22 protein-coding genes and 1 tRNA gene are annotated in these 21144 nt (G+C 69.0%); 15 read left to right on the top strand and 8 right to left on the bottom strand.

The genetic code is table 11. The features are described from left to right. Positions 1-2: 2 nt before the first annotated feature. Positions 3-1901 carry an SCO2524 family protein gene (locus NF4_RS25730; RefSeq protein ID WP_232330649.1) on the bottom strand — a complete coding sequence of 633 codons (1899 nt, stop codon included), beginning with the start codon at positions 1899-1901 and terminating at the stop codon, positions 3-5. A 547-nt stretch (positions 1902-2448) separates the two neighbouring features. On the opposite strand from NF4_RS25730, the gene NF4_RS38070 reads away from it, so the two are divergent. Both NF4_RS38070 and NF4_RS25720 read left to right on the top strand, forming a co-directional pair. After that, the gene (locus NF4_RS38070) at positions 2449-3693 is read left to right on the top strand and encodes a hypothetical protein (protein WP_157120595.1); all 1245 of its coding nucleotides are present in this window, start codon (positions 2449-2451) and stop codon (positions 3691-3693) included. A gap of 26 nt (positions 3694-3719) precedes the next feature. Continuing rightward, the gene (locus NF4_RS25720) at positions 3720-3938 is read left to right on the top strand and encodes a hypothetical protein (protein ID WP_157120594.1); all 219 of its coding nucleotides are present in this window, start codon (positions 3720-3722) and stop codon (positions 3936-3938) included. Positions 3939-3953: 15 nt separating this feature from the next. On the opposite strand, the gene NF4_RS25715 is transcribed toward NF4_RS25720, so the two are convergent. The 3 genes from NF4_RS25715 to NF4_RS25705 form a co-directional block, all read right to left on the bottom strand. After that, positions 3954-4610 (bottom strand): UdgX family uracil-DNA binding protein, encoded by a 657-nt coding sequence (locus tag NF4_RS25715; RefSeq protein WP_063129950.1) that lies wholly within the window; start codon positions 4608-4610, stop codon positions 3954-3956. A 7-nt stretch (positions 4611-4617) separates the two neighbouring features. Continuing rightward, entirely contained in the window at positions 4618-4944 is a 327-nt protein-coding gene (locus tag NF4_RS25710; RefSeq protein WP_030519233.1) for a hypothetical protein, read from the bottom strand. Positions 4945-5088: 144 nt separating this feature from the next. Further along, positions 5089-5601: a MarR family winged helix-turn-helix transcriptional regulator gene (locus NF4_RS25705; protein ID WP_063129949.1), complete on the bottom strand. Its 513-nt coding sequence runs from the start codon at positions 5599-5601 to the stop codon at positions 5089-5091. A 120-nt stretch (positions 5602-5721) separates the two neighbouring features. Between NF4_RS25705 and NF4_RS25700 the strand changes: the two genes are divergently transcribed. From NF4_RS25700 to NF4_RS25660, 9 genes are all read left to right on the top strand, one after another. Then, a complete protein-coding gene (locus NF4_RS25700; protein WP_084533465.1) occupies positions 5722-7773 on the top strand; it encodes an MMPL family transporter in 2052 nt (683 codons plus the stop codon). Between the two features lie 183 nt (positions 7774-7956). Beyond that, positions 7957-9027, top strand: a complete 1071-nt coding sequence (locus NF4_RS25695) for an ABC transporter substrate-binding protein (RefSeq protein WP_198165486.1) — start codon at positions 7957-7959, stop codon at positions 9025-9027. Then, positions 9008-10102 carry a FecCD family ABC transporter permease gene (locus tag NF4_RS25690; RefSeq protein WP_063129947.1) on the top strand — a complete coding sequence of 365 codons (1095 nt, stop codon included), beginning with the start codon at positions 9008-9010 and terminating at the stop codon, positions 10100-10102. Before NF4_RS25695 ends, NF4_RS25690 begins: the two co-directional genes overlap by 20 nt. Further along, positions 10089-10844 (top strand): ABC transporter ATP-binding protein, encoded by a 756-nt coding sequence (locus NF4_RS25685; RefSeq protein ID WP_063130006.1) that lies wholly within the window; start codon positions 10089-10091, stop codon positions 10842-10844. The genes NF4_RS25690 and NF4_RS25685 overlap by 14 nt, the downstream gene beginning before the upstream one ends. Then, complete coding sequence (locus NF4_RS25680) at positions 10841-11464, top strand: hypothetical protein (RefSeq protein WP_063129946.1); 624 nt, start codon at positions 10841-10843, stop codon at positions 11462-11464. Before NF4_RS25685 ends, NF4_RS25680 begins: the two co-directional genes overlap by 4 nt. Then, positions 11457-12098, top strand: a complete 642-nt coding sequence (locus tag NF4_RS25675) for a hypothetical protein (RefSeq protein WP_063129945.1) — start codon at positions 11457-11459, stop codon at positions 12096-12098. Before NF4_RS25680 ends, NF4_RS25675 begins: the two co-directional genes overlap by 8 nt. After that, the gene (locus NF4_RS25670; protein ID WP_063129944.1) at positions 12092-12595 is read left to right on the top strand and encodes a hypothetical protein; all 504 of its coding nucleotides are present in this window, start codon (positions 12092-12094) and stop codon (positions 12593-12595) included. The genes NF4_RS25675 and NF4_RS25670 overlap by 7 nt, the downstream gene beginning before the upstream one ends. Before the next feature lie 117 nt (positions 12596-12712). Next, positions 12713-13084 carry a VOC family protein gene (locus NF4_RS25665; protein ID WP_063129943.1) on the top strand — a complete coding sequence of 124 codons (372 nt, stop codon included), beginning with the start codon at positions 12713-12715 and terminating at the stop codon, positions 13082-13084. Further along, positions 13081-14397, top strand: a complete 1317-nt coding sequence (locus NF4_RS25660) for a cryptochrome/photolyase family protein (protein WP_063129942.1) — start codon at positions 13081-13083, stop codon at positions 14395-14397. The genes NF4_RS25665 and NF4_RS25660 overlap by 4 nt, the downstream gene beginning before the upstream one ends. 52 nt (positions 14398-14449) lie before the next feature. Here NF4_RS25660 and NF4_RS25655 read toward each other — a convergent pair whose 3' ends face one another. Further along, complete coding sequence (locus NF4_RS25655) at positions 14450-15547, bottom strand: DoxX family protein (protein WP_063130005.1); 1098 nt, start codon at positions 15545-15547, stop codon at positions 14450-14452. Positions 15548-16033: 486 nt separating this feature from the next. Here NF4_RS25655 and NF4_RS25650 point away from each other — a divergent pair, with 486 nt between their 5' ends. Then, positions 16034-17002, top strand: coding sequence for an Acg family FMN-binding oxidoreductase (locus tag NF4_RS25650; protein ID WP_063129941.1), 969 nt, complete (start codon positions 16034-16036; stop codon positions 17000-17002). A 33-nt stretch (positions 17003-17035) separates the two neighbouring features. Here NF4_RS25650 and NF4_RS25645 read toward each other — a convergent pair whose 3' ends face one another. Together NF4_RS25645 and NF4_RS25640 are read right to left on the bottom strand one after the other, a co-directional pair. Next, on the bottom strand, positions 17036-17962 hold the full coding sequence (locus NF4_RS25645) for a D-isomer specific 2-hydroxyacid dehydrogenase family protein (protein ID WP_063129940.1): 927 nt from the start codon (positions 17960-17962) through the stop codon (positions 17036-17038). 109 nt (positions 17963-18071) lie between these two features. Then, positions 18072-18896, bottom strand: a complete 825-nt coding sequence (locus NF4_RS25640) for an SDR family oxidoreductase (protein ID WP_063129939.1) — start codon at positions 18894-18896, stop codon at positions 18072-18074. A gap of 165 nt (positions 18897-19061) precedes the next feature. On the opposite strand from NF4_RS25640, the gene NF4_RS25635 reads away from it, so the two are divergent. The 3 genes from NF4_RS25635 to NF4_RS25625 all read left to right on the top strand — a co-directional run bounded on the left by NF4_RS25635 (position 19062) and on the right by NF4_RS25625 (position 20784). Continuing rightward, positions 19062-19146: transfer RNA gene (locus tag NF4_RS25635), tRNA-Leu, on the top strand. Positions 19147-19255: 109 nt separating this feature from the next. Further along, the gene (locus NF4_RS25630; protein WP_063129938.1) at positions 19256-19714 is read left to right on the top strand and encodes a hypothetical protein; all 459 of its coding nucleotides are present in this window, start codon (positions 19256-19258) and stop codon (positions 19712-19714) included. Then, complete coding sequence (locus NF4_RS25625) at positions 19711-20784, top strand: tyrosine-type recombinase/integrase (protein ID WP_063129937.1); 1074 nt, start codon at positions 19711-19713, stop codon at positions 20782-20784. The genes NF4_RS25630 and NF4_RS25625 overlap by 4 nt, the downstream gene beginning before the upstream one ends. Positions 20785-20824: 40 nt before the next feature. On the opposite strand, the gene NF4_RS25620 is transcribed toward NF4_RS25625, so the two are convergent. After that, entirely contained in the window at positions 20825-21142 is a 318-nt protein-coding gene (locus NF4_RS25620; protein ID WP_063129936.1) for a hypothetical protein, read from the bottom strand. Positions 21143-21144 lie beyond the last annotated feature (2 nt).

The raw sequence follows: 21144 nt of genomic DNA, 5'->3' as shown, positions 1-21144 counted from the left end.
CCCTACCGCGTCGCGTCCTGGCGCGCGTACGCCAGTTCGTCGAGCTGGATCAGCGCCTGGGTGGCCAGACTGTACGCGGTACCCGGACGCTCGTGCAGCACCCCGCGGGCCCGGTCCAGCGATTGCCGGATACGGTTCACCGCCGCCTGCTTCGGGGTCAGATCATCACCCTCGACCTCGAGCTCCTCCTGGTTGAGCAGATGTTCGGCCTCGCTCAGCAGATCGACGGCGCGGGCGACCATGGTCGCGGGGGCCAGCGGCGGTTCGCGGAAGGTGTCGTAGGCGATCACCAGGCATTCCATGACGCGCTCGGTGACGAACCAGGACGGTCCGGCCGCGACCGCGAACTCCGGGCCGAGCAGGGCCGCCGGATCGTCCCACAGGCCGGCCGCCGGGCCGTCGCGCTGGATTCGCCCGTCCAGATGGTCCATCGCCGCCTCGGCGAGCGCCATCAGCTGATCCCGGGTGTCGACATCGGTGCGCAGGCGCGCCGCCTGCAGGCAGCGTTTGAGCATCATGGTCACGAAATCCGGGACATACCATTCGAGTACGGAGCCCCCGCCGATGTCCTCGCTCCCGGCCAGGCCCAGCCGGACACCCGGATAGTGCAGGACCGCGGCCGCGTCCCCGGCGGTGAGGCGGCTGGTGATCCGGCCCCGGCGGGCCAGCTGATCGAAAACCGCCACCGTCCGGGCCAGGTCCTCGGTGCTGTCCCGGTATACCAGGTCCTGGATGAGGATGGCGGTGACGGTGAGACTGAAGTAGTCCGATTCCTCGCCGTCGGAGGTACGCCAGGGGATATCCTCCAGCGGCCAGCGGCCGCCGCCGAACCGGGCCACCGTGGACCAGTAGTTGCGGGCCAGTTCGAACCGCAGCTGCAGGGCGTCGGCGAGTTTGCGCTGCTCGTCGGTCAGCAGGTCCAGCTCCCGGATGCGCTGGGAGGACAGATCGATGATGCCGTCGAGGGCGACGGCGGTGAAGTACAGGTAGGGACGCGGTTCGGCGTGCCCGGCCGCGTGGCCGACCTCGCCGGGTACGAACTCGATGGGTTCGGCGGTGCGCACGATGCCCCAGCCCCAGCCGCATTCGAAGAGTCGCTCGTCGTCGGCGACGTCCACCTCGGAGGTCTGGCTGAGCCGGACCTCGTTGGCCGCCTGGACCCGTAGCCGCTCCAGCCGGGCCGACAGACGCCGGATCACCTCGTCGGCGGGGGCGTGGTTCTGGTTGATCATGTGCAGGATCGCTTGCCCCGCTTCCGATTTCGGCTCGGGCGTGTGGATGACGAAACTGCGCACCAGGCCCGCCATCGCGGCGGTGAGCCGGATCCCGACCGCGTCGATCACCAGCGGAATGCGTTCGCTCAACTGGCGTGCCTCGCGCCGCACCTCACCGCCGACGAAACGCTGGAATCCGCGCAGGAAACGCAACGCCGCGATACACAGACTCAGCGACATGGAATAGGAGTCGACGACCCCCAGGGCGAGCTGTTCCTCGGTCAGCGGGCGATCACCGGCCGCCCGCAGGTAGGAGCCGGCCGCGAAGAGCGGTTCCCCGTCGGGGCCGGTGTAGCGCCGCAGGTAGTCCTCCAGCAGGCCGACCACTGCGCCGCCGATGCGGGTCTCCTCGCCGAAGGGGTCGAGCGCCCGCCGGGCGTCGGCCGCCATATCGTCGGGCTGGTCCAGGGCGAAGGCCTCGAGTTCGGTCGCCGGGTACAGTAGGCACAGCAACTGTTCGGCGTCGCTGATCGAATTGCTGCCGTCGCGGCCGCCCCAGGTCCAGGTGTCGCCCCGGTAGGAGCAGGCGAGCACGGCCCGCCACAGGTCCAGCAGCTGTTGCCGCGGCCTAATTCTCATATCCGTGTCCTCGCCCCCGCGTTCGATCGGCGCGTCGAACGTCGTCACCTAGAGTGTGCCCCGAATTCGTTCGCGGGGACAACTATTCGGCCGGTTCCTGCGTTCAGGCCGGGCGGCCTTTCCGTCGGGCTCGGCCTCGTCAGTGATTGTCTCGACATCGAGTGCCGCCACAATCGGCCCCTGCGCCGACGTCATCCACGAAGGTCTGCACGTCGCCGCGGCGCAGCCGGCCCGTCCGCGCATGAACGAGTGGCTGCGCCGCAACGATGTCTTCGCCCCGGTGTTCGACGTGTCGCGCGGTGAGGGACCCGCTGTGGCCCGGCTTCATCCGAGTTCGACCGTGGCGACGGCATGCAACCCAAGGACGCGCCGGGCTCGGGCGATGACCGAAACGAGCTACGCGGCAGCATGTTTCATGCGCCGAAGGCCAACTCTATGCAGTCCCGCGACGATCGTGAGACCCGAATGCACTGTGCTATAAGATTACGATGTTCACGGAGAGCGCCCGCACCTCGAGCGCAGCAGCTGCACGATCCGGAGGGGCGCTGGACCCGGGCCGAGGCGACCGTGACGGGCGTCGCAGGAACTACCCGCTGTGAATGGACAGCTGGCCGATCTTCGCAAACAACTCATCTCGATGGTGCGAGACTCGATCAGTCTGTTCGCTCGAATAGTGCACAGGGACATTACGGCAACTGCTCGCCGGACGGTTGATGGGAGCGGGGTGTTCCGAAGCAAGGACCGAGACTCCGCTGGGCTCGTCGGAGACGAGGCGCCCGGCAACAGTCGACCGGGTGCCACGCTCACCGCAGACAGGTTCACCGATCTGCGGTTGACCGCCGAGGCATTGGACAAAACAGCGGAGAGGATATTCAAGCATTTCGCGAGAATCGCTCGATTCGACACCCCGAACGGTAGTCGAATATGGTACAGCTCCCAATATCATAGTACCAAACCGAACCATGAGCAGTATCCGCTGATAAGGCGGGCATTCGAAATATTTATCGAAGAATCGCAAGGGCGCGATCGTGTCGCATTGAACGAAATGTACGAGATTCCGGCAGAAAAGGTACGTGGCAGAACACTGGACGATATCGTCGCCGACATGGGTGACCACTGGCATATCAAGGGGCTCGCCGAGCAGCACGGAATTCGAGGGGAATCAGCCGATATCGATCCGTACCTGTTCGCGGCTTCCCTGGATCCCGGCCGGGAAGAATTACATCACCTTTGGACCTTCTTGAACCAGGTGAAGCACCACCAGGGCAAGGGCCTATCGGACGACGAAATCGTCTCCAAACTGCGCGACTGGCCGCGCTCTGCAGAAGAAGGGTTGATCGCGACGGGTGCGTGGCCCCATGAAGGCGGGCCGCAACGGCTGACGTATGACGATATGCTCGCCTGGCATCAAAAGTATCTCGGCGAACCTTTCAACCCCAGTACTCCCGTGAAGGGTATCATGGACCCGAATATGGTCCACAGCGATCACCCGATGAACAAACTATCGACCTTCCGGAACAATATGCGCGAGAAGGCCATCCTGGACGGAATCGACGCCCGGAACGCACAGGGTGCAGACATATTTGCCGGTTACGGAGCGAGTCATTACGCCTTACACCAGGACATCCTGGAGCAAAGGTATGGCGAACCTGTGACATATCGGTACGGGCAGACGAGCGGGAAATTGCTCATGGGGGACTCGAACCTCACGCCGTCGGATATTCGCCGTGACATCGCCGATGTGGAACAGCGGATCGCGGGAACGGACGATCCGATGGAGAAAAAGCTCTGGTCGGAGGAGTTGCGGACACTTCAGCATGAGCTGGGCAAGCGCACCTGACCCGGCGCTCGGTACCGAATCCACTGGTGCGAGTGGGGCAACGGCGGCTCACCCCGCGGCCCGACGAGGACGCGCGCGCCCGGGCCGAGCGGGAGGCGCGGATGACCGTCGCCGTCAGGCGTATCCGCGCCGAGGTGACCGAGGCCGGCCGGCGGGAGGCGCAGGCCGCCCGCCGGGAACCCGGTATGCCGCCGGACCTGGTCGACCGGGTGACCCGGCGTCTGGGCCTGGGGCCGGGCCGGTGATCCGCGCGGCGCGGGTCACCGCTGCGCGGAGTCGTGAATGTAGGTGAGGTCCGCCAGGAACTCGGTATACGCCGCCGCGCGGTCGGGGGCGCGCAGCACCGACGAGGGATGCACCGTCCCGGTCACCCGGAAGTCCGGGCGTTCGACGGTGCGGCCGCGCAGCGAGCCCACCGTGGCCGACGGGCCCAGAACCGCTTTCGCCGCGACCGCGCCCAGGCAGACCACCAGATCCGGGGCGATCAGATCCAGTTCGGTGGCCAGCCATGCCGAGCATGCGACGACCTCGGTCCGGCTGGGCTGTTTGTGGATCCGGCGTTTGCCGCGTTCGGTGAACTTGAAATGTTTCACCGCGTTGGTGAGGTAGAGCTCCTCGCGCTGGAATCCGGCTTCCTCCAGCGCGCGGTCCAGCAGCCGCCCGGCCGGTCCCACGAACGGTTCCCCGCGCAGATCCTCCTGATCGCCGGGCTGTTCGCCGACCATGACCACAGGTGCGTGCGCGGCTCCCGCGCCGAACACCGTCTGGGTGGCGTCGCGGTAGAGGTCGCAGCCGCGGCAGTCCGCCGCCGCCGCGCGGACCCGCCCGAGGTCGGCGCCGCCGGGAACGAACTCGGCGGCGCCGACCGGTTTCGATGCCCTGCGGCTGTTCGTGGCCGCGCGGGCGGCGGGGCTCATCGGCGGTCTACTTGCCCAGGGCTTCGGCCAGTTCGTTCTTGGTCATCTTCGAGCGGCCCTTGATATTGCGGCTCTTCGCTTCGTTGTACAGCTGGTCGCGGGTCCGGCCCTTGGGCTTGTCGGTGCCCGAGCGGAGGCCGCCGCGTCGCTGCGGTGACATATCACGGGTCGAGGAGCGGCTCGCGGTCTTGGTCTGACCGGCCTGGGCGCGGTTCTTGTTGACGGTCCGCGCACCGATTTCCTTCGCACGCTTGGTGCTCGCTCCGCGATCCTCGGCGGAATCCTTGATGTGCTCGTACTGCCGTTCCTGCTTGTCGGTCCATTCCTTCGGCATGACACACCTCCTGTCTGCCCGGCCGTATACCCGCGTACAGCCAGGACGATCAGCATGCAGGTCGCCGCGGGTCGTGGGCGTCCTACCCCGGCCGCGCGGGACTATGCAGAAAGTTTCGACGGTTCGGGCGTGTCGTTATCCGGGCTATCGGGCACCCGGTGCCCGGGTCAGCGCGGCATGGTGGTCCCGCATGGCGGAGATGACCGCGGCGAGCACCCGGTGGGCGGCGGCGAGATCGGTGGTGGGCAGGTCGGCGAGCGCCGAGCGGGTGCGGCGGCCCAATGGGTGGAAGAACTCACCGGCCACCGACATGCCGTGGTCGGAGTAGTGCAGCAGCACCCGCCGACGGTCGCCGGGATCGGTTTCTCGGCGGATATGCCCCGAGGCGATCATGCGTTCGACCAGGTAGGTGATCGCGGCCGGGGACAGGCCCATGAGTTCGCGCAGTTGTCCGGCGGTGAGCGGGCGGCCCTCGGCTTCGGCGGTGGCGACGTGCATGAGCGCGCGGAAATCGGTACTGCGCAGGGAGTGCGCATGGGCGAACAGATGCCCGATCTGCTCGGACACCGCGGTCAGCGCGCGGATATCGGTGGCGATCTCGCTTTCGGCGTGTTCCCGGGTCGTACTGTCCGTCTTCGCCGAGGGTTTGTCTCTCACCTGGGCCGTCCTTTCCCTGATCCCGCTCGCAAGAGTGTAGGTGCCGGGGGCGTCGGCCTTGCCGATTATTTCAGTTTCTGAAATAGTTGCCGGGTGGATGCCTGGGAACGCTTCGCCACCATGGTCACCGCCCGCCGCTCGTGGGTACTGCTCCTCGCCGTGCTCGCCGCCGCCTGTGCGGTGATCGTGGGCGTCGGTGGAAACGACGACGCGGGCCAGGCGCCGACCTCGCTGCCGCAGGATTCCGAAGCCGCGCGGGTCGACGCCGCGGTGGCGGAATTCCCCGGCGGCCGGGACGCGCCGGCGATCCTGGTGATCACCCGGGCCGACGGCGCGGAACTGACCGATTCCGACCGCGCCGCCGCCGCGCGAACGGTTCAGGAGGTTTCCGGTACTGCCGCGGACGCGCTCGTGGTCGCGCCGGACGGCAAGGCGGCGCTGGGGCGCGCGACGGTGTCCTCCGACCTGAACGGCGAGGACCTGGCCACCGAGATCGACCGGCTGCGCCAGGCGGCCGCACAGCACGCGCCGCCCGGCCTGACGGTACAGATCACCGGCGGCCCGGCGTTCGGCGCCGATATCGCCGACTCCTTCGCCGGTGCGGACGTGACCCTGCTGGCCGTTACCGCGCTGGTGGTCGCGCTGCTGCTCATCGCCACCTACCGCTCGCCGGTGCTGTGGCTGGTACCGCTGCTGGTGATCGGTCTCGCCGACCGGACCGCCACGAGTATCGGCACAGCGCTCGCCCGCGTCACCGACCTCTCCTTCGACGGTTCCACCGCAGGCATCACCAGCGTCCTGGTGTTCGGCGCAGGGACCAATTACGCGCTCCTGCTCGTTTCCCGCTATCGCGACGAACTGCACGGGCGCCGCGACCACCGCGACGCGTTGCGCGAGGCCGTCCGGCGCGCCGGCCCGGCGATCCTCGCCAGCAATGTGACCGTGGTGCTCGCCCTGTGCACGCTGCTGCTCGCGACCCTGCCCAACACTCGTTCGCTCGGCCTGATGGCGGCCGCCGGCCTGCTGGTCGCGGTGGCCTTCGTCCTGCTGGCGCTGCCGCCCGCCCTGGCCCTGTGCGGACGGAAGATCTTCTGGCCCTTCGTTCCGCACGCGAGTGCCGACGGCGCCGCGGCGCACGGGGTGTGGCACCGGATCGCGACCCGGGTGGTGGCCCGGCCCGCCGTCGTCGCAGGCGGGGCGATCACGCTGCTGGTCGTGTGTGCGGCGGGTTTGACCGGCGCGGATATCGGGCTGTCGCAGACCGAACAGTTCCGGGTGCGGGCCGAATCGGTGGACGGACTGGATACCTTGGCTGCCCATTTCCCTTCGGGCGCTTCGGATCCGACCGTCGTACTCACCCGGCACGCCGCCGCCGCGGCGGTCCGTCCGGCGCTGGAGTCCGCGCCGGGTGTCTCCGCTGTGGTGGCCGCGGGGGGTCAGGACGGGGTGGACCGGTGGATGATCACCCTCGAGGCCGCTCCCGAATCCGAGGCGGCCTACACGACGATCGAACAATTGCGCGGCACGCTGGCCGGAATCCCCGGCGCCGAGGCCATGGTGGGCGGGAGCGACGCGAAAGCGCTCGACACCCGCGATGCCGCCCGGCACGACCAACTGCTGGTGATCCCGCTAATCCTGCTGGTGGTCTTCGCGGTGCTGCTCGTCCTGCTGCGGGCGCTACCGGCGGCGGTCCTGCTGATCGGCGTCACCGTGCTGAGTGCCCTGGCCGCGCTGGGGCTGGGCAGCCTGGTGAGCACGCATCTCTTCGGCTTCCCCGCGCTGGATACGACGGTGCCGCTGTTCGCCTTCCTGTTCCTGGTGGCTCTCGGTATCGACTACACGATCTTCCTGGTGACGCGGGCCCGGGAGGAGACACCGGGCCACGGCACCGTCGACGGTATGGTGCGCGCGGTCTCGGCGACCGGCGCGGTGATCACCAGTGCCGGAATCGTACTGGCCGCGGTGTTCTGCGTTCTGGGTGTACTGCCGCTGATCACGCTCACCCAGCTCGGCATCATCGTCGGCATCGGCATCGTGCTCGACACCTTCCTGGTGCGCACCGTCGTCATCCCCGCGTTGTTCGCCCTGGTGGGTCCGAAGGTGTGGTGGCCCAGCGGTTTCGGCGGCGACGCGCACCCCGTGCCCGCCGCCGAACTCGCGGAGCAGCGGTAAAGCAAGGGAACGACCCGCCCATAAGTGAGGCGGCCCCGATTCACACCGTTCTGATAGGTAAGGCTAACCTGAATCCGTTTTGTACGATTCAGAGGCAGGACGGTAGAGCGCATGGCATCGAATATGCAGCGTGCACGGCGGTGGAAGCGGAGCTTGCCGCCACGGCGATGGATGGTCGCCGGCATGATCGGGGCCCTCGCGCTGACCGCCGGGTGCTCGACCCGGGAAGCACAGACCGAGGAGGCGGCCGCCACCGGCGCGCTGTCCATCGTCGATCAGCGGGGCGAGACCGTCACGTTGGACGGTCCGGCGGACAAGGTGGGGTTCACCGTGATGCCCGCGCCGTCGATCTTCGCCGCGGTCGATCGGGGATACGACCGCATCGTCGGCATCAATCAGTCGACCCTGGTGGCGAACCGAGGCGGTATGTTCGCCACCATGTTCCCCGGCTCGGCCGATTCGGCCGTCGTCGCGGGCAACGACTTCGTGCCGAACGTGGAAACTCTGCTGCACCTCGACCCCGATGTGGTGGTGCAGTGGGGCGACCGGGGATCGGAGGTTACCGCGCCGATCGAGGCGGCGGGTTTCCCCGTCGTGGGCCTGAAGTACGGCACCCAGGACGATCTCGAGCAGTGGATCACCCTGTTCGCGCAGATCGCGGGTAAACCCGAACGCGGACAGCAACTCATCGACTGGCAGCGCACCGAACAGACCGAGATGCGCGCGCAGGTGGCGGCGCGGACGACACCGCGGCCCCGGGCGATGATCCTGTCCCGGACCGGTGACACCTACAGCACCACCAGTGCCAAGGGTTACGACGGCTTCCAATTCGACCTCGTCGGCGCCGACCTGGTGACGAAGGGTTTCGTCTCCGAGTCCGGGCAGGTGGGCCCCGAGCAGATCCTGGCCTGGAACCCCGAGGTCATCATGCTGAGCGGATTCGACCAGAGCACACCCGCCGATATCTACGCCGACCCCCGGCTGGCCGGTGTGCGCGCGGTGCAGAACAAACGCGTCTACAAGACCCCGCTCGGCGGTTACCGGTGGCAGGTACCCGGTGCCGAATCGCCGCTGATGTGGCAGTGGATGCACCAGGTCCTGTACCCGGCCGCGCGGGACGGGCAGTTCCGCGCCGAGATCCGGGCCGCCTTCGATGACCTGTTCGCGTACCGCATCTCCGACGACGAGATCGATCAGGTGCTGCGCTTCGACCTGAACAAGGACGCCGCGGGTTATGACCAGTTCCTCCGCTGACCCGGCGGCGGTCGCGGCGCCGGAAGCTCCGGCGCCGCGCCGCGCGCGCTTCGATCGGCGCCTCCTCGCCATCCCGGGATTCCTGGTCCTGCTGATCGTGGTGGCCCTCGCCGCGCTCGCGGTGGGCCGCTACACCGTGCCACCGAACGAAATCGTGCGAATCCTGCTGAGCCAGGTCTTTCCGCTGGACCAGACCTGGTACGCGCAGGAACGCACCGTGGTGCTCGATGTGCGGCTGCCCCGGGTGCTGCTGTCGATCCTGCTCGGCGCCGGACTGGCGCTCACCGGCGCGGTCATGCAGGCCGTGTTCCGCAATCCGCTGGCCAGCGCACAGGTGCTGGGTGTGTCCTCCGGCGCCTCCTTCGGCGGTGTACTGATCCTGCTCGCCGGTTTCGGCGGTGCCGCGCTGGTCGGCGGCGCCTTCCTGGGCGGCGTGCTGGCGCTGGTGCTGGTGGTGGCGATCGCCCGGGCCGTGCCGGGCGCGCCGCTGCTGATGATCGTGCTCGGTGGCACCGTGGTGGGTGCGATGTTCCAGGCGATGGTCTCGTTCATCACTTATATCGCCGACCCCTACAGCGAACTACCCTCGATCGTGTTCTGGCTCATGGGTTCGCTGGCGACGGCGACCTACACCAAGGTGGGCACGGCCGCGCTCCCGATCGTGGCGGCGGGCCTGGTGGTGCTCGCCCTGCGCTGGCGGCTGAACATTCTCGCCATGGGCGACGAGGACGCCACCGCACTGGGCCTGAATCCCGCGCGGCTGCGCAATGTCCTGCTGCTGTGCGTCGCGCTGATCACCGCGGGTTCGGTCTCGGTCGCCGGGGTGATCGGCTGGGTGGGCCTGGTGGTCCCGCATCTGGTGCGCATGATGGTCGGTACCGACAACCGGATGGTGCTGCCGGTCAGCGCGCTGCTCGGGGCGGCCTATCTGACCGTGATCGATACCCTCTCGCGCACCCTGAGCACCGCCGAGATCCCGATCGGGATCCTCACCGCAATCATCGGTGCTCCGTTCTTCGTGGTGCTGCTGATCCGCAGCCATTCCCGCCTGTGGGGTGCCGATGCTCGAGGCTAGTTCGCTCTGTTACCGCTATTCGGCCAAGGGGCCGTGGATCTTTCGCGACGTATCGGTCCGCGCCGCCGCGGGCGAGGTGTTCGCCGTGCTCGGGCCGAACGCACGCGGTAAGACCACCCTGCTCAAGTGTCTGGCGGGTCTCATCCGGCCGGTCTCCGGTTCGGTCGAAGCCTCCGGCCCGGTCGGGTATGTCCCGCAGAGCCATTCGGTCGTGTTCGCGTTCTCGGTGCTCGATATCGTCCTCATGGGCCGGGCCCGCACCGTCAAGATCTACAGCACGCCCACGGCCGTCGATCGCGCCGCCGCCCGGGAGGCGCTGCGCCGGGTGGGCGTACCGCACCTCGCCGACCGCGACTACACCGCGCTCAGCGGGGGCGAGCGTGCGCTGGTGCTCATCGCCCGGGCGCTCGTCTCCGACTGCGACACCCTCGTGCTCGACGAACCCGCGGCCGCCCTAGACCTGCGGAACCAGGCCCAGGTGCTGACCGTGCTCCGCGCGCTGGCCGACGAGGGGATAGCGGTCGTGATGACCACCCACCATCCCGATCACGCCCTGCACGTGGCCGAACGGTCCATGCTGATGGTCGCCGCCGACGATCAGCGCCACGGCCCGACCCGCGAACTGCTCACCGGCGCCCTGCTGTCGGAGATGTACGGCGTGCCGATCGTGACCGCCGATATCGAGACACCCAGCGCGGTTCGGCGGCTCACCGTGCCGGATTTCGGACGGGGGATCTCGTGACGGTACTGAAAGCCGTGATGGCCCCGGCCCGCGGCGAGTACGCCGGCGGATTCCGCGAGATCGATGTCTACGATCTGCCGGGGGAGTGCACCGGCGCGGTCACCGGTCTCTACCTGACCGGCGATGTGGACCAGGAATACCTGGCCGAGCAGCGTCGGATGCTCGATTCGTTCGTCGCGCGGGGCGGACGGATCGTCGTGAACGGGCATGTGCAGCGAGTATTCCTCGAAGGGCTGACGAGATGGCGCAAGCTGGAGTTCCGTAACCCGCGCGACCTCGCGTTGACGCGGGTGACCGAACACCCGGTGTGGGCCGGCACCGACCCGAAGTCGTTCCTCTACAACACCGGTACCCGCGGACCCGTCCCGTTCGCGGAACTGGAACGTATCGGTGTCGCCGGATTCTACGGGCGTGGCTGCTATCCGGACCTGCCCGAGGACGCCCGGGTCGTCCACACCATCGGCCGCACCCGGGCGCCGATCGATTACGACTATCCACTCGGTGCGGGCCGGGTCCTGGTCCACGGCGGCAACGACCTGCTGCAGTTCGCCACCGCCGACCGCGGCACCGCGCGGCTGTATCCGCAACTCCTGCGCTGGCTGGCAGGCAGCGATGGCTGACCCCGAGACCGGTATCGTCTTCCTGCACGGCGGCAGCCATGCCCAGCTGGCCACCCTCGCCGATCCCGCCCTGGCGCCCTACCGGATCCGGCCGGTGCACGTGCGCACCGGCGCCCTGGCGGAGATCGGCGCGGCGGAGGTGATCGTGGTCGCCGACCGCCTCCGTCCGGACCTGCTGGGGCGGTGGACCGATACCGTCCGCGCCGGGCTCGACCGGGGCGCCACCGTGCTCGTCTTCGGTGAGAACTACGCCGGACAGTGGTTGCCCGGCGTCCGGGAACAGCCCCGGCCCACCGTCTTCTGGTGGTGGCGCACCGGCGAGGACCACCGGCTCCGGAAACAGGCCCCCGGCCACCCCGCCTGGGAGTTCTTCTCCGACCGCGCAGTGATCTGGCACTACCACGGGGTGCTGGAACCGCCGCCGGGCGCGGTGAGCCTGGTCGACCTGCACACCGCGGACGGTGTCCGCGACGGCTCCGTTCTCTTCATCGACGAGAGTTCCGGCGCGGGGCGGTTGCTCGTCACCACCATGGACCCGGTGTACCACCACGGCTCCGGGTTCATGCCGGGAGCGACGCAACTGCTCTATTCGGCACTGCACTGGGCCACCAGGAAGAGGGAGAAGACATGCTGACAGTCCTCGAATCCGGGACACCGATCGAGCTCTCGTTCGCCGATCTGATGAAATACCACGGCACCGAGTTTCCCGGTGGCGTCGCGCACGCGTACTGCGCTGTGCGGCATGCCGTTTCACTGTTCGGCACCGTCGAACGACGGGAAGTGACGGTCCGCACCGCCTTCCCCGGCCCGGGCGGCCGCGACGCGATCGAGATGGCGCTGCGCGCGGTCACGGGCGACCGTTTCACCGTCGTCCCCGAACTCGCCGCCACCGAGCGCGGGCGCGTCCTCGCCCGCTACGTCTGGGAATTCACCCACCGCGACCGGACTGTCCTGCTGCGGTTGCGAGACGCGGGATTCGTCACCGCCGAATTCATCGAACTCGGCGCGCGCCGCGACCGCGACGCGGCCGACAACGCCCGGCTGACCGTATTGAAGCAGGAGATGACCGACCGGCTGCTCGCCGGCGCCGTGGGCGAGGTCTACGAAGAGGTGCCGCCACCGACGCGCTGACGCGCATCCCCTCCGGCTCCGGGGCCCCGCCCTACACTCGGCGCGCAGTGCGTGCCGGTTTCCCGGACGAGGGCCCGGGTACGCGACCGGTACGACATGCGGAAGGAGGGCCGATCCATGGCGGCCGACGGGGTAGAGGGATTGCGGACGGTAGTACTGGACTGCCCGGATCCGTGGAAGCTGTCCGAGTTCTATCTCGGATTGCTCGGTGGGGAAGTGGTGCGTGCGGAAAGCGACGACACCTGGGTCGCCATGGTCGACCCGCAGGGCCGGCGCCTGGCGTTCCAGTTGTCGCCGGAGTACCGGCCGCCCCGGTTCCCCGATCCGGCCGGTTCGCAGCAGGTCCACTTCGATGTGCTGGTCAGCGATGTGGAGGTCGCCGAACCGGCAGTCCTGGCGCTCGGTGCCACCTTCGTCCACGCGGAAGAGACATTCCGGGTCTACACCGACCCGGTCGGGCATACGTTCTGCCTGGTCTGGTTCACGTGACCGCAGCCGCGGTCGCCCTGTTCACCCGCGACCTGCGGGTGCGGGACAACCCGGTGCTCACGGCGGCGCACCGGGAGGCCGCGACGGTGGTCCCGCTTTTCGTTCTCGACGAAGCCATCGTGTCCGGTCGTTCCTGCCCACCCAATCGCGCGCATTTCCTGGCGGCCGCCCTGCGCGAACTCGACGACGAACTCCGTGCGCTCGGCGGCCGGCTCGTCATCCGCGCCGGAGACGTCGCCGAAGAGGTGGCGCGGGTGGCGGAGACGGCGGGCGCGCCGGTCGTCCATATCGCCGCCGATGTCAGCGCCTACAGCCGCCTCCGGGAGCGGCGGCTGCGGGATCGCCTGGCCCGCGACGGTCGTGGGCTGCGGGTCCACACGGCCTCGCTGACCGTCGTGCCGCCGGGAGATCTGGTCCCCGCCGGCAATGATCACTTCGCCGTGTTCACGCCCTATCTGCGGCGCTGGACCAGCGACCGGCACCGGGCGCCGCTGCGCGCGCCGCGCCGCCTCGAGCTGCCGGAGATCGCCGCCGGGTCGCTCCCGGAGCCGGGCGAGCTCGGAGCGGGCGAACGCTCGCCCGAACTGTCGGTCGGCGGCGAGACCACGGGCCGGAAAATCCTGCGGGACTGGCTTTCCCGCAGCCTCGACGGCTACGCGTCCGGCGGCGACGATCTGGCCGCCGACACCACCTCACGGCTGTCCCCGTACCTACATTTCGGCTGTCTCTCGCCGGGGGAGGTGGTTCGCCGCGCCGGTGATTCCACCGAGGGCGCCGCCGCGTTCGTCCGGCAGGTGGCCTGGCGGGACTTCCACCACCAGGTCCTGGCCGCCCGGCCCGGCGCGGCATGGGCCGACTATCGCGCGCGGGATATCCGCTGGCGCGAAGACGAGCAGGCGCTCGCAGCCTGGCGCGAGGGACACACCGGTATCCCGATCGTGGACGCCGGGATGCGGCAATTGCGCGCACAGGGCTGGATGCACAATCGCGCCCGCCTGATCACCGCGAGCTTTCTCGCCAAATCGCTGCGGGTGGACTGGCGGGCCGGCGCGCGGCACTTCCTGTACTGGCTGGTCGACGCGGACCTGGCGAACAATCAGCTCAACTGGCAATGGGTCGCCGGGACCGGAAACGACACCCGCCCGAACCGGGTACTCAATCCGCTGCGCCAGGCCGACCGCTACGACCCGCACGGCGACTACGTGCGCCGCTGGGTCCCCGAACTCGCCGATATCGAAGGCAGGGCGATCCACCGGCCGTGGCGGCTCGACACGGACTATCCGGCGCCGATCCTGGAGTTTCCCGGGATGTGACGCGACGATGCCCGGACCGCACGGCCCGGGCATCGTCGTATCCGCCGCGTACTCAGCGGAATTTGGATTTCGCGGCCTTCTTCTTGGCCTTCGCCTTGGCTTTGTCGGCCTTCGCCTTCGCCTTGGCCAGCTGGGCGCGCTGCGCCTTGGCCGAGGCGCCGAGTTCGCCACTGCGGTGTTTGGTGTAGTCGGCGAGTTCGGCGGCGCGGTTCTTGGCCGCTTCGGCCCATTCGGGGCCGCGGTGCTGGGCTGTTTCGGCGAGTTCGCTGCCGCGGTGTTTGGTGTAGTCGGCGAGTTCGGCGGCGCGGTTCTTGGCCGCTTCCGCCCACTCCGGCCCCCGGTGCTGCGCCGTCTCGGCGAGTTCGCCGCCGCGGTGTTTGGTGTAGTCGGCGAGTTCGGCGGCCCGGCTCTTCGCGACCGCGGCCCATTCGGGACCACGGGTCTGGGCGGTTTCGGCCAGCTCGGCACTGCGATGCTTCGCGATATCGGCCCAGTCGGCGCCCCGCTTCTTGGCGGTGTCCGCCCACACCGGACCCCGCTGCTGGGCGATCTCGGCCAGCTCCGCTCCACGGTCGGCCGCGGAACCCACCAGGTCCCGCCCCCGGTCGGTGGCCTGGTGCAGTTGCTGCCGGACGGCCTCGCCCGTGCCGTTACGGGCCGACGAACCCACCGGCAGCGCACCGCCGACGGTGGCGGCCGCCCGGCGGGCGGCGCGGCGTCCCCGCCAGCCCAGCGAGGGTTTACCCGCGGTATCCGATGCCGCGATCATCAGGCCCCCGAGCAGGCTCACGTCCTTGAGGAATGCCGTCCGTTTGGCCGCGCGGCGCTCGGGGTCGTTCTCGGCCCAGAAGTTCTGCTCGGTCACCGTCGCCGGAACCACGGTCGCCGCCAGCGCCAGCGCCGCCGGGCGTGGTGCCTTGCCCAGTGCCAGCAGGGCGCCTCCGGCGATCTGTACGGCCGCGGTCACCCGCACCAGGGTGCTGGGGTCGGCGGGCAGGTTGCCCGCGATATCGGACGGCAGCGATTCCTTCCCCTTGTGGACCAGAGTCGACGCTTCCTTCACCCGTGATTCCGGATGCATCAGTGTTTCGACTCCGTTGACGACGAACGCACTCGCCAGCAGGGGGCGGGCGAACCGGCGTAGCAGCATGATGTGCATCCCTTTCTTCGGTGTTTCGCATCTGTCACAGCTGGTCACCAGGGGTAGTAGGCCAGAGTACTGCCGATCTACCCGGCTTCCGGGCCGGGAAACAGAACCGGACGCAACGTGTCCGCCCGGACCGGCGTCGGGACGGGGGAGCGAATATCCGGTAACCCCTCTATAGTATGACCAGGATCACATCGGATCGATCGGACCAATCGCCACCACCAGGTCGGGAATCGAATCATCTCGCTCCGTGCACGATTCGCCGCCGCGCCGCGCCGCCGGTTCGGATATCCTCCGGCAAATATCGCGCCGACGGCTGTACCGCCGGGCTGCCCACTGTCTACTCTCGGTTCCAGGGAATCCCCACCGCAGGCGCCCGGCCTCCGCGCCGCGGAGCCGCGGTGGCGGGGTCGCGCTCTCCGCGACCACCCGGCAGTCGTACGAGCCGGAGAATCTGCACATCGCCTGTCATCGGAAGGACGAAATACAATGTCCGCCACGATCCCGGATCGTGAGGCCACCGATCTCGCCCTCGGCCTGGCAGTCCGAGCACCGTCCGTGCACAACACCCAACCCTGGCTCTGGCGGTCCGCCGACTCCGGTATCCGACTCTTCGCCGATACCGGCCGGCAGTTGATCGTCACCGATCCCTCGCTGCGCTCGCTCGTCGTCAGCTGTGGTGCCGTGCTGCACCATATGCGCGCCGCGCTGGCAGCGCTCGGCTGGGCTTCCACCGTGGACTACTGCCCGGACCCCCACGATCCCGACCACCTCGCCACGATCCAGACCACGCGCCGGCCGCCCACCGACGCAGATATCGAACTGGCCGCGGCCATCCTGCTGCGCCGCACCGACCGCCGCCACTACCTGCCCAAGCCGATCCCCGCCCGCTATCTGCGGTCGCTGGCCGCGCAGGTATCGGCCCGCGGCGCCGCCGTCCGGCAGGTTCCCGACACCCTGCTGCCCTGTCTCGCGGTCCCCATGCAGCACGCGGTCGCCGCGCATGCCACCGACCGGCTGTACCAGGAAGAGATCGCCCGGTGGAGTGGACGTGACCGGTTCACCGACGGTGTGCCGTCCCGGAACGCTCCCGCGGCGCGCCCGGCCGGCGAGATCCCGGTGCGCACATTCGCCGACCCCGCCCTGCTCGATCCGGCGAACCAGCCGGACGCCGCGAAATGGCTCGTCGTCGGCACCACCCGCGACGACCGGCGGGCCCAGCTGCGGGCGGGGGAGGCGACGAGCGCGCTTCTGCTGACCGCGACCGAACTGGGCCTGGCCACCAGCGTGCAGACCGAACCTCTCGGCGTACCGGACGCACGGCAGGAGATCCGGACCGGCCTACTCCACGACTGCGCGTACCCCCAGTCCATGGTGCGGGTCGGATGGAGTTCCCGCGGCTCCGCCCCGCTGGCCGATACCCCGCGGCGCCCGATCGACGAGATACTCGAAGTCTGAACCACAGGGGTCGCACGGGCATTTTCCGCCCCGTCAGTAACCGCGTTCGGTATCGATGAGGGCCAGCAGCGGTTCGCCCGCCGCGAACCGCTCGACATTCGCTCGCACATGCTCGGCCAGCAGGCCGGGCAGACCGCCCGACGGATTCGCCAGATGCGGGGTGATCACCGCATTGGGCAGCGACCACAGCGGATGTCCGTCCGGCAGCGGTTCCGGATCCGTCACATCCAGGGCCGCGCCCCCGATGGTCTCCTCGCGCAGCGCCCGCACCAGCGCATCGGTATCGATCAGCGATCCCCGGGCGATGTTCACGATCCAGGCCGCCGGTTTCATCCGGGCCAACGCGTCGGCGTCGACGAGGTGCGCGGTATCGGCCGTCGCCGGTGCCGCGATCACGATATGGTCCGCGCGCGAGAAGAGTTCGGCGTTCCTGCTCGCGTCCACCGTTTCGACCGCCCCCGGTACCGGCGTCCCGGAACGGGTGGAGGCCAGCACCTGTGCCCCGAACGCGCGGAACAGCGGGATCATCGCCCGGCCGATACCCCCGCAGCCGATGATGGCGACAGTGGCCCCGTGCAGCGTCCCCACCCGGGTCTCGAACTCGGCCTTGCGCCACGAGGTCGAACGCGCCTGTTCACCCAGCCCCCGCACCCCCGCCAGGAGCAGCAACACCGCGTGCTCGGCCACACTCGGCGCATAGGCACCGGCCGCCGAGGTCCAGACGCGGTCGTCGTCGATGAGGCCCGCGGCGAACCACCGTTCGATCCCCGCGCTCGGCAACTGCACCCACCGCACCGCATCCGGTAACCGTTCGGGGAAGGAATCCGGCCCGCCCTTCCACACCACCGCCTCGGCATCTTCCAACGGCACCAGCCGGCCGCCACCCGCCTCGATTCCCCGGGCGAGGGCGGGGTCGTATTCCGGACCCAGGTGGATGGCGGGGACTCTGGTGTGCGGCACAGTTCACTTCCGGGACGTCGGGGCTGATGGCCGCATCATCATCCGCAGCCGCGGGCGTCGTCAACAATTCCCCTCACCCGGACCGAGACCCTGGATGCGGACCGGGCCGCTAGGACAGATTTCCGGAAGCCAGCGCCCGCACCCCGGCCACGGTCCCACCGTCGACCAGCAGATCGACCCCCGAGATAAAACTCGACGCCGGGTCCAGCAGGAACACCGCCGCATGCGCGATATCGTCCGGCGTCCCCAATCGCCCGGTCGCCGACGCGTTGACCATCGCCCGCATAGCCGCGCCCGACTCACCGTCCAGCTCCTGCCGCCCCATCGGCGTCGAGATCACCCCCGGACTGATCGAATTGAGCCGCGCACCCCGCCGCCCCCACGCGACCGCCGCGGCCTGCACCCGCGCCACATTGCCCCGCTTCGCCACCGCGTACGCGGTACCCGGATGCGCCTCGTGGTCCAGGAACGGCAACGCCAGCAACTCCGCCGCCGGCGTATGCGCCAGCGCCGCGACCTGATCGTCGGGCAGCGGCGCCATATACGCCGACATACTCGCGATCACCACCCCCGCCCCGCCCTCGGCGACCACACTCTCGAAAGCATCCAACACCAGCGCCGTCCCCAGCAGATCCACCTCCAGCACGGCCTTCGTCACCGCCTGGGTCGGCGACACCCCCGCGGTGTGCGCGATATGAGTGACCCGCCCCGCCTCGCCGGCGGCCGTGGCCAGCGCCGCCACCGACCCGGCATCCGAGACATCGACATGCTGCCCGCGCACCTCATGCCCCTCCCCGGCCAGCACGTCGACCACCGCGCCCAGATTCTCCTCGTCGAAATCGGCGATCAGCAGCCGCCGGCCACCCCCCACTCGGCGCGCGATGGCCCGCCCCATACCCCCGACCCCGATAACGACCGCGACATCCTGTCCCACCTGGCGCTCCTCACCGCGACTGCTCCGCTGCGAACCACAATCTACCCACGCGCTGTCGCAGCCGGACCGGAATTCGTCACCCGCTGACAATGGAGCGGATAACCCCAGGTGGCACCCGCGATTTTGCCCCGGTGGCGCGATCCGATACTCTTGCTGAGCACACCGGTCCGGGTGGCGGAATGGCAGACGCGCTAGCTTGAGGTGCTAGTGCCCGTTATAGGGCGTGGGGGTTCAAGTCCCCCTCCGGACACTTTTTTGCTGCATTTGTGCCCCAGAAACCGTGTCCGTGCACTGCCTGGACACCCATTTTCCGCTCAACGCTGCGACCTGCGGTTTCACCCCGAGCGGGGGTGAAAATTGTGACCGATGACACACTGCGGCCGCTGCTTCCCTCCTTCGCCGACCGGCCCGGAATCGGCGAATCGTCGGTCTTCGCGTCCGGTCCCGCCCTGCCTATGGCGACCCTCGAACAACCCGTGCGATCGAGCGCCGTGCACAGCATCCGGCCCGTCGACACCAACGGCCGCGTCGTCGACAAAGCCATCGTCGACGCCCTCGACTGGCACCCCGGCGACCTGCTGTCCTGGCGCGTCACCGGCGGCCTGGTCCTGATCACCCGACCCGGACACGGCCGCCGCGGCGTCACCAAATACGGCCACATCTCCATCCCGGCCGCTGTCCGGCACGCCGCCGGAATCCGCATCCGCGAGCGGGTCCTGCTCGCCGCCGACCCCGACCAGGCCCTGCTGGTCGTCTATCCCGCCGACGTCGTCGACGACATCCTCGCCCGCCGCTTCGCCGAAGGAGAAACCCGATGACCACCGGCACCCAAGCCGATATCGCCGCCGTGCAGATGATGATGGAACGCTTCGGCCTCACCGTCGCCGACCTCGGCACCGGAGCACCGCCCGAGACCGCGCGTCCCGCACCGACCTTCGCCGACTTCGTCCCCGCCGCGATCGACCGGATGCCCGCGGGCCGCACCCGGGAGCACTACTGCACATATTGGAACAAAATCCTGGCTCAACCCGGCTGGGGTGAACGGCGACTCGACGAACCAACCACCGCGGATCTGCAGGTGCTGTGTGAACAGATCCGAGCCCAGCGAGTCGTGCGCCGCTCCGACCGCGGCGGAAACGAAGTCGTACGCCACGTCATCGACGCGCTGCGCAAGCTGTACAGGCAGGCCGAGGACAGCCGGCTCATCGATCCCCGCGATAACCCCGCTGCCCGCCTGGCCAAGCCCAAACGCACCCGCTCCAACCGCCGTGCCCTCCCGACCGATCTGCTGGCGCAGCTCGTCGAAGTCGCTGCCACCACCGGCAACGACCCCGAGCTGGACAGCCTGATCCTGCGACTGCACACCGAAACCGCCTGCCGCCGCGCCGGAGCCCTGGCCCTGCGACCGCAGGATCTCGACCCGGTGCAATCAGTGATCCTCCTGCGGGAGAAAGGCGGAACACAGTTGTGGCAACCGATCTCACCGACACTCATGCAAGCTCTGTGCCGCCATGCCGAACAACGCGGTGCACCTGCCTCGGGTCCGCTGTTGCGTGCGCGGAACGGCAACCCGATCACCCGCCGCCGCTACAACCACCTGTTCGAACGACTCGGTAAGCACCTCCCCTGGGTGCACACCCACGGCATCTCGATCCATTGGCTGCGCCACACCACCATCACGTGGGTCGAGCGCCACTACGGCACCGCCGTCGCGCGGGAATTCGCCCGCCACAGCCAGACAGGTGGGGGAGTGACCGGCATCTACACCACTGCCACCATCAGCGAAGTCGCCCTTGCCGTCGCGCACCTCACCGGCGAACCCCACCCACTGGCCACCGACATTTCCGATCATCGGGGGCCTTCACGGAGTCCGGCCCGGCGCGAGTAGGAGATCTGTCCCGGGGGTCTGGCCTGTGCTCGGCCTGCGGTTACGGTTCTCTCCGCGTCAGGGCTCGGGCGGGGCACCACTGCCGGGTTTCGACGTAGCCGCGCCGATCGCCGGTGGGTATCCCGAGGCGCACGAAACCGATCCAGGCGCCGGTTGTTGTCCTTGCCCAGGCATGCAGCAGCCCCGGCACGGTCGCGGTGGTGTCGAGCCCGGCGGTTTTGGTGCGCATCGAGATGGCATCACGGCGGAACCCCGGTCCGGGCGCGAGCGCGATATTCAGGTCCACCAGAACCGGCATCGGTGGGTCCAGGACACGCCGCAGGGGCTCGGAGAATTCGTCACACCAGGAGTCGAACACAC

The organism is Nocardia fusca NBRC 14340 (genome assembly GCF_001618425.1).
GTDB lineage: Bacteria > Actinomycetota > Actinomycetes > Mycobacteriales > Mycobacteriaceae > Nocardia > Nocardia fusca.
Note: the sequence above shows the minus strand (reverse complement) of the source record. Positions and strands in the feature narration are given on the sequence as shown.

Excerpts from the sequence above, each read along its gene's own strand:
- NF4_RS25710 (WP_030519233.1), bottom strand. The coding sequence starts at position 4,944 with ATGCCGAAGGAATGGACCGACAAGCAGGAACGGCAGTACGAGCACATC.
- NF4_RS25655 (WP_063130005.1), bottom strand. The coding sequence starts at position 15,547 with ATGCTGCTACGCCGGTTCGCCCGCCCCCTGCTGGCGAGTGCGTTCGTC.
- NF4_RS25685 (WP_063130006.1), top strand. The coding sequence starts at position 10,089 with ATGCTCGAGGCTAGTTCGCTCTGTTACCGCTATTCGGCCAAGGGGCCG.
- NF4_RS25690 (WP_063129947.1), top strand. The coding sequence starts at position 9,008 with ATGACCAGTTCCTCCGCTGACCCGGCGGCGGTCGCGGCGCCGGAAGCT.
- NF4_RS25715 (WP_063129950.1), bottom strand. The coding sequence starts at position 4,610 with ATGAGCCCCGCCGCCCGCGCGGCCACGAACAGCCGCAGGGCATCGAAA.
- NF4_RS25665 (WP_063129943.1), top strand. The coding sequence starts at position 12,713 with ATGGCGGCCGACGGGGTAGAGGGATTGCGGACGGTAGTACTGGACTGC.
- NF4_RS25625 (WP_063129937.1), top strand. The coding sequence starts at position 19,711 with ATGACCACCGGCACCCAAGCCGATATCGCCGCCGTGCAGATGATGATG.
- NF4_RS25700 (WP_084533465.1), top strand. The coding sequence starts at position 5,722 with ATGGTCACCGCCCGCCGCTCGTGGGTACTGCTCCTCGCCGTGCTCGCC.
- NF4_RS25670 (WP_063129944.1), top strand. The coding sequence starts at position 12,092 with ATGCTGACAGTCCTCGAATCCGGGACACCGATCGAGCTCTCGTTCGCC.
- NF4_RS25650 (WP_063129941.1), top strand. The coding sequence starts at position 16,034 with ATGTCCGCCACGATCCCGGATCGTGAGGCCACCGATCTCGCCCTCGGC.
- NF4_RS25695 (WP_198165486.1), top strand. The coding sequence starts at position 7,957 with ATGATCGGGGCCCTCGCGCTGACCGCCGGGTGCTCGACCCGGGAAGCA.
- NF4_RS25675 (WP_063129945.1), top strand. The coding sequence starts at position 11,457 with ATGGCTGACCCCGAGACCGGTATCGTCTTCCTGCACGGCGGCAGCCAT.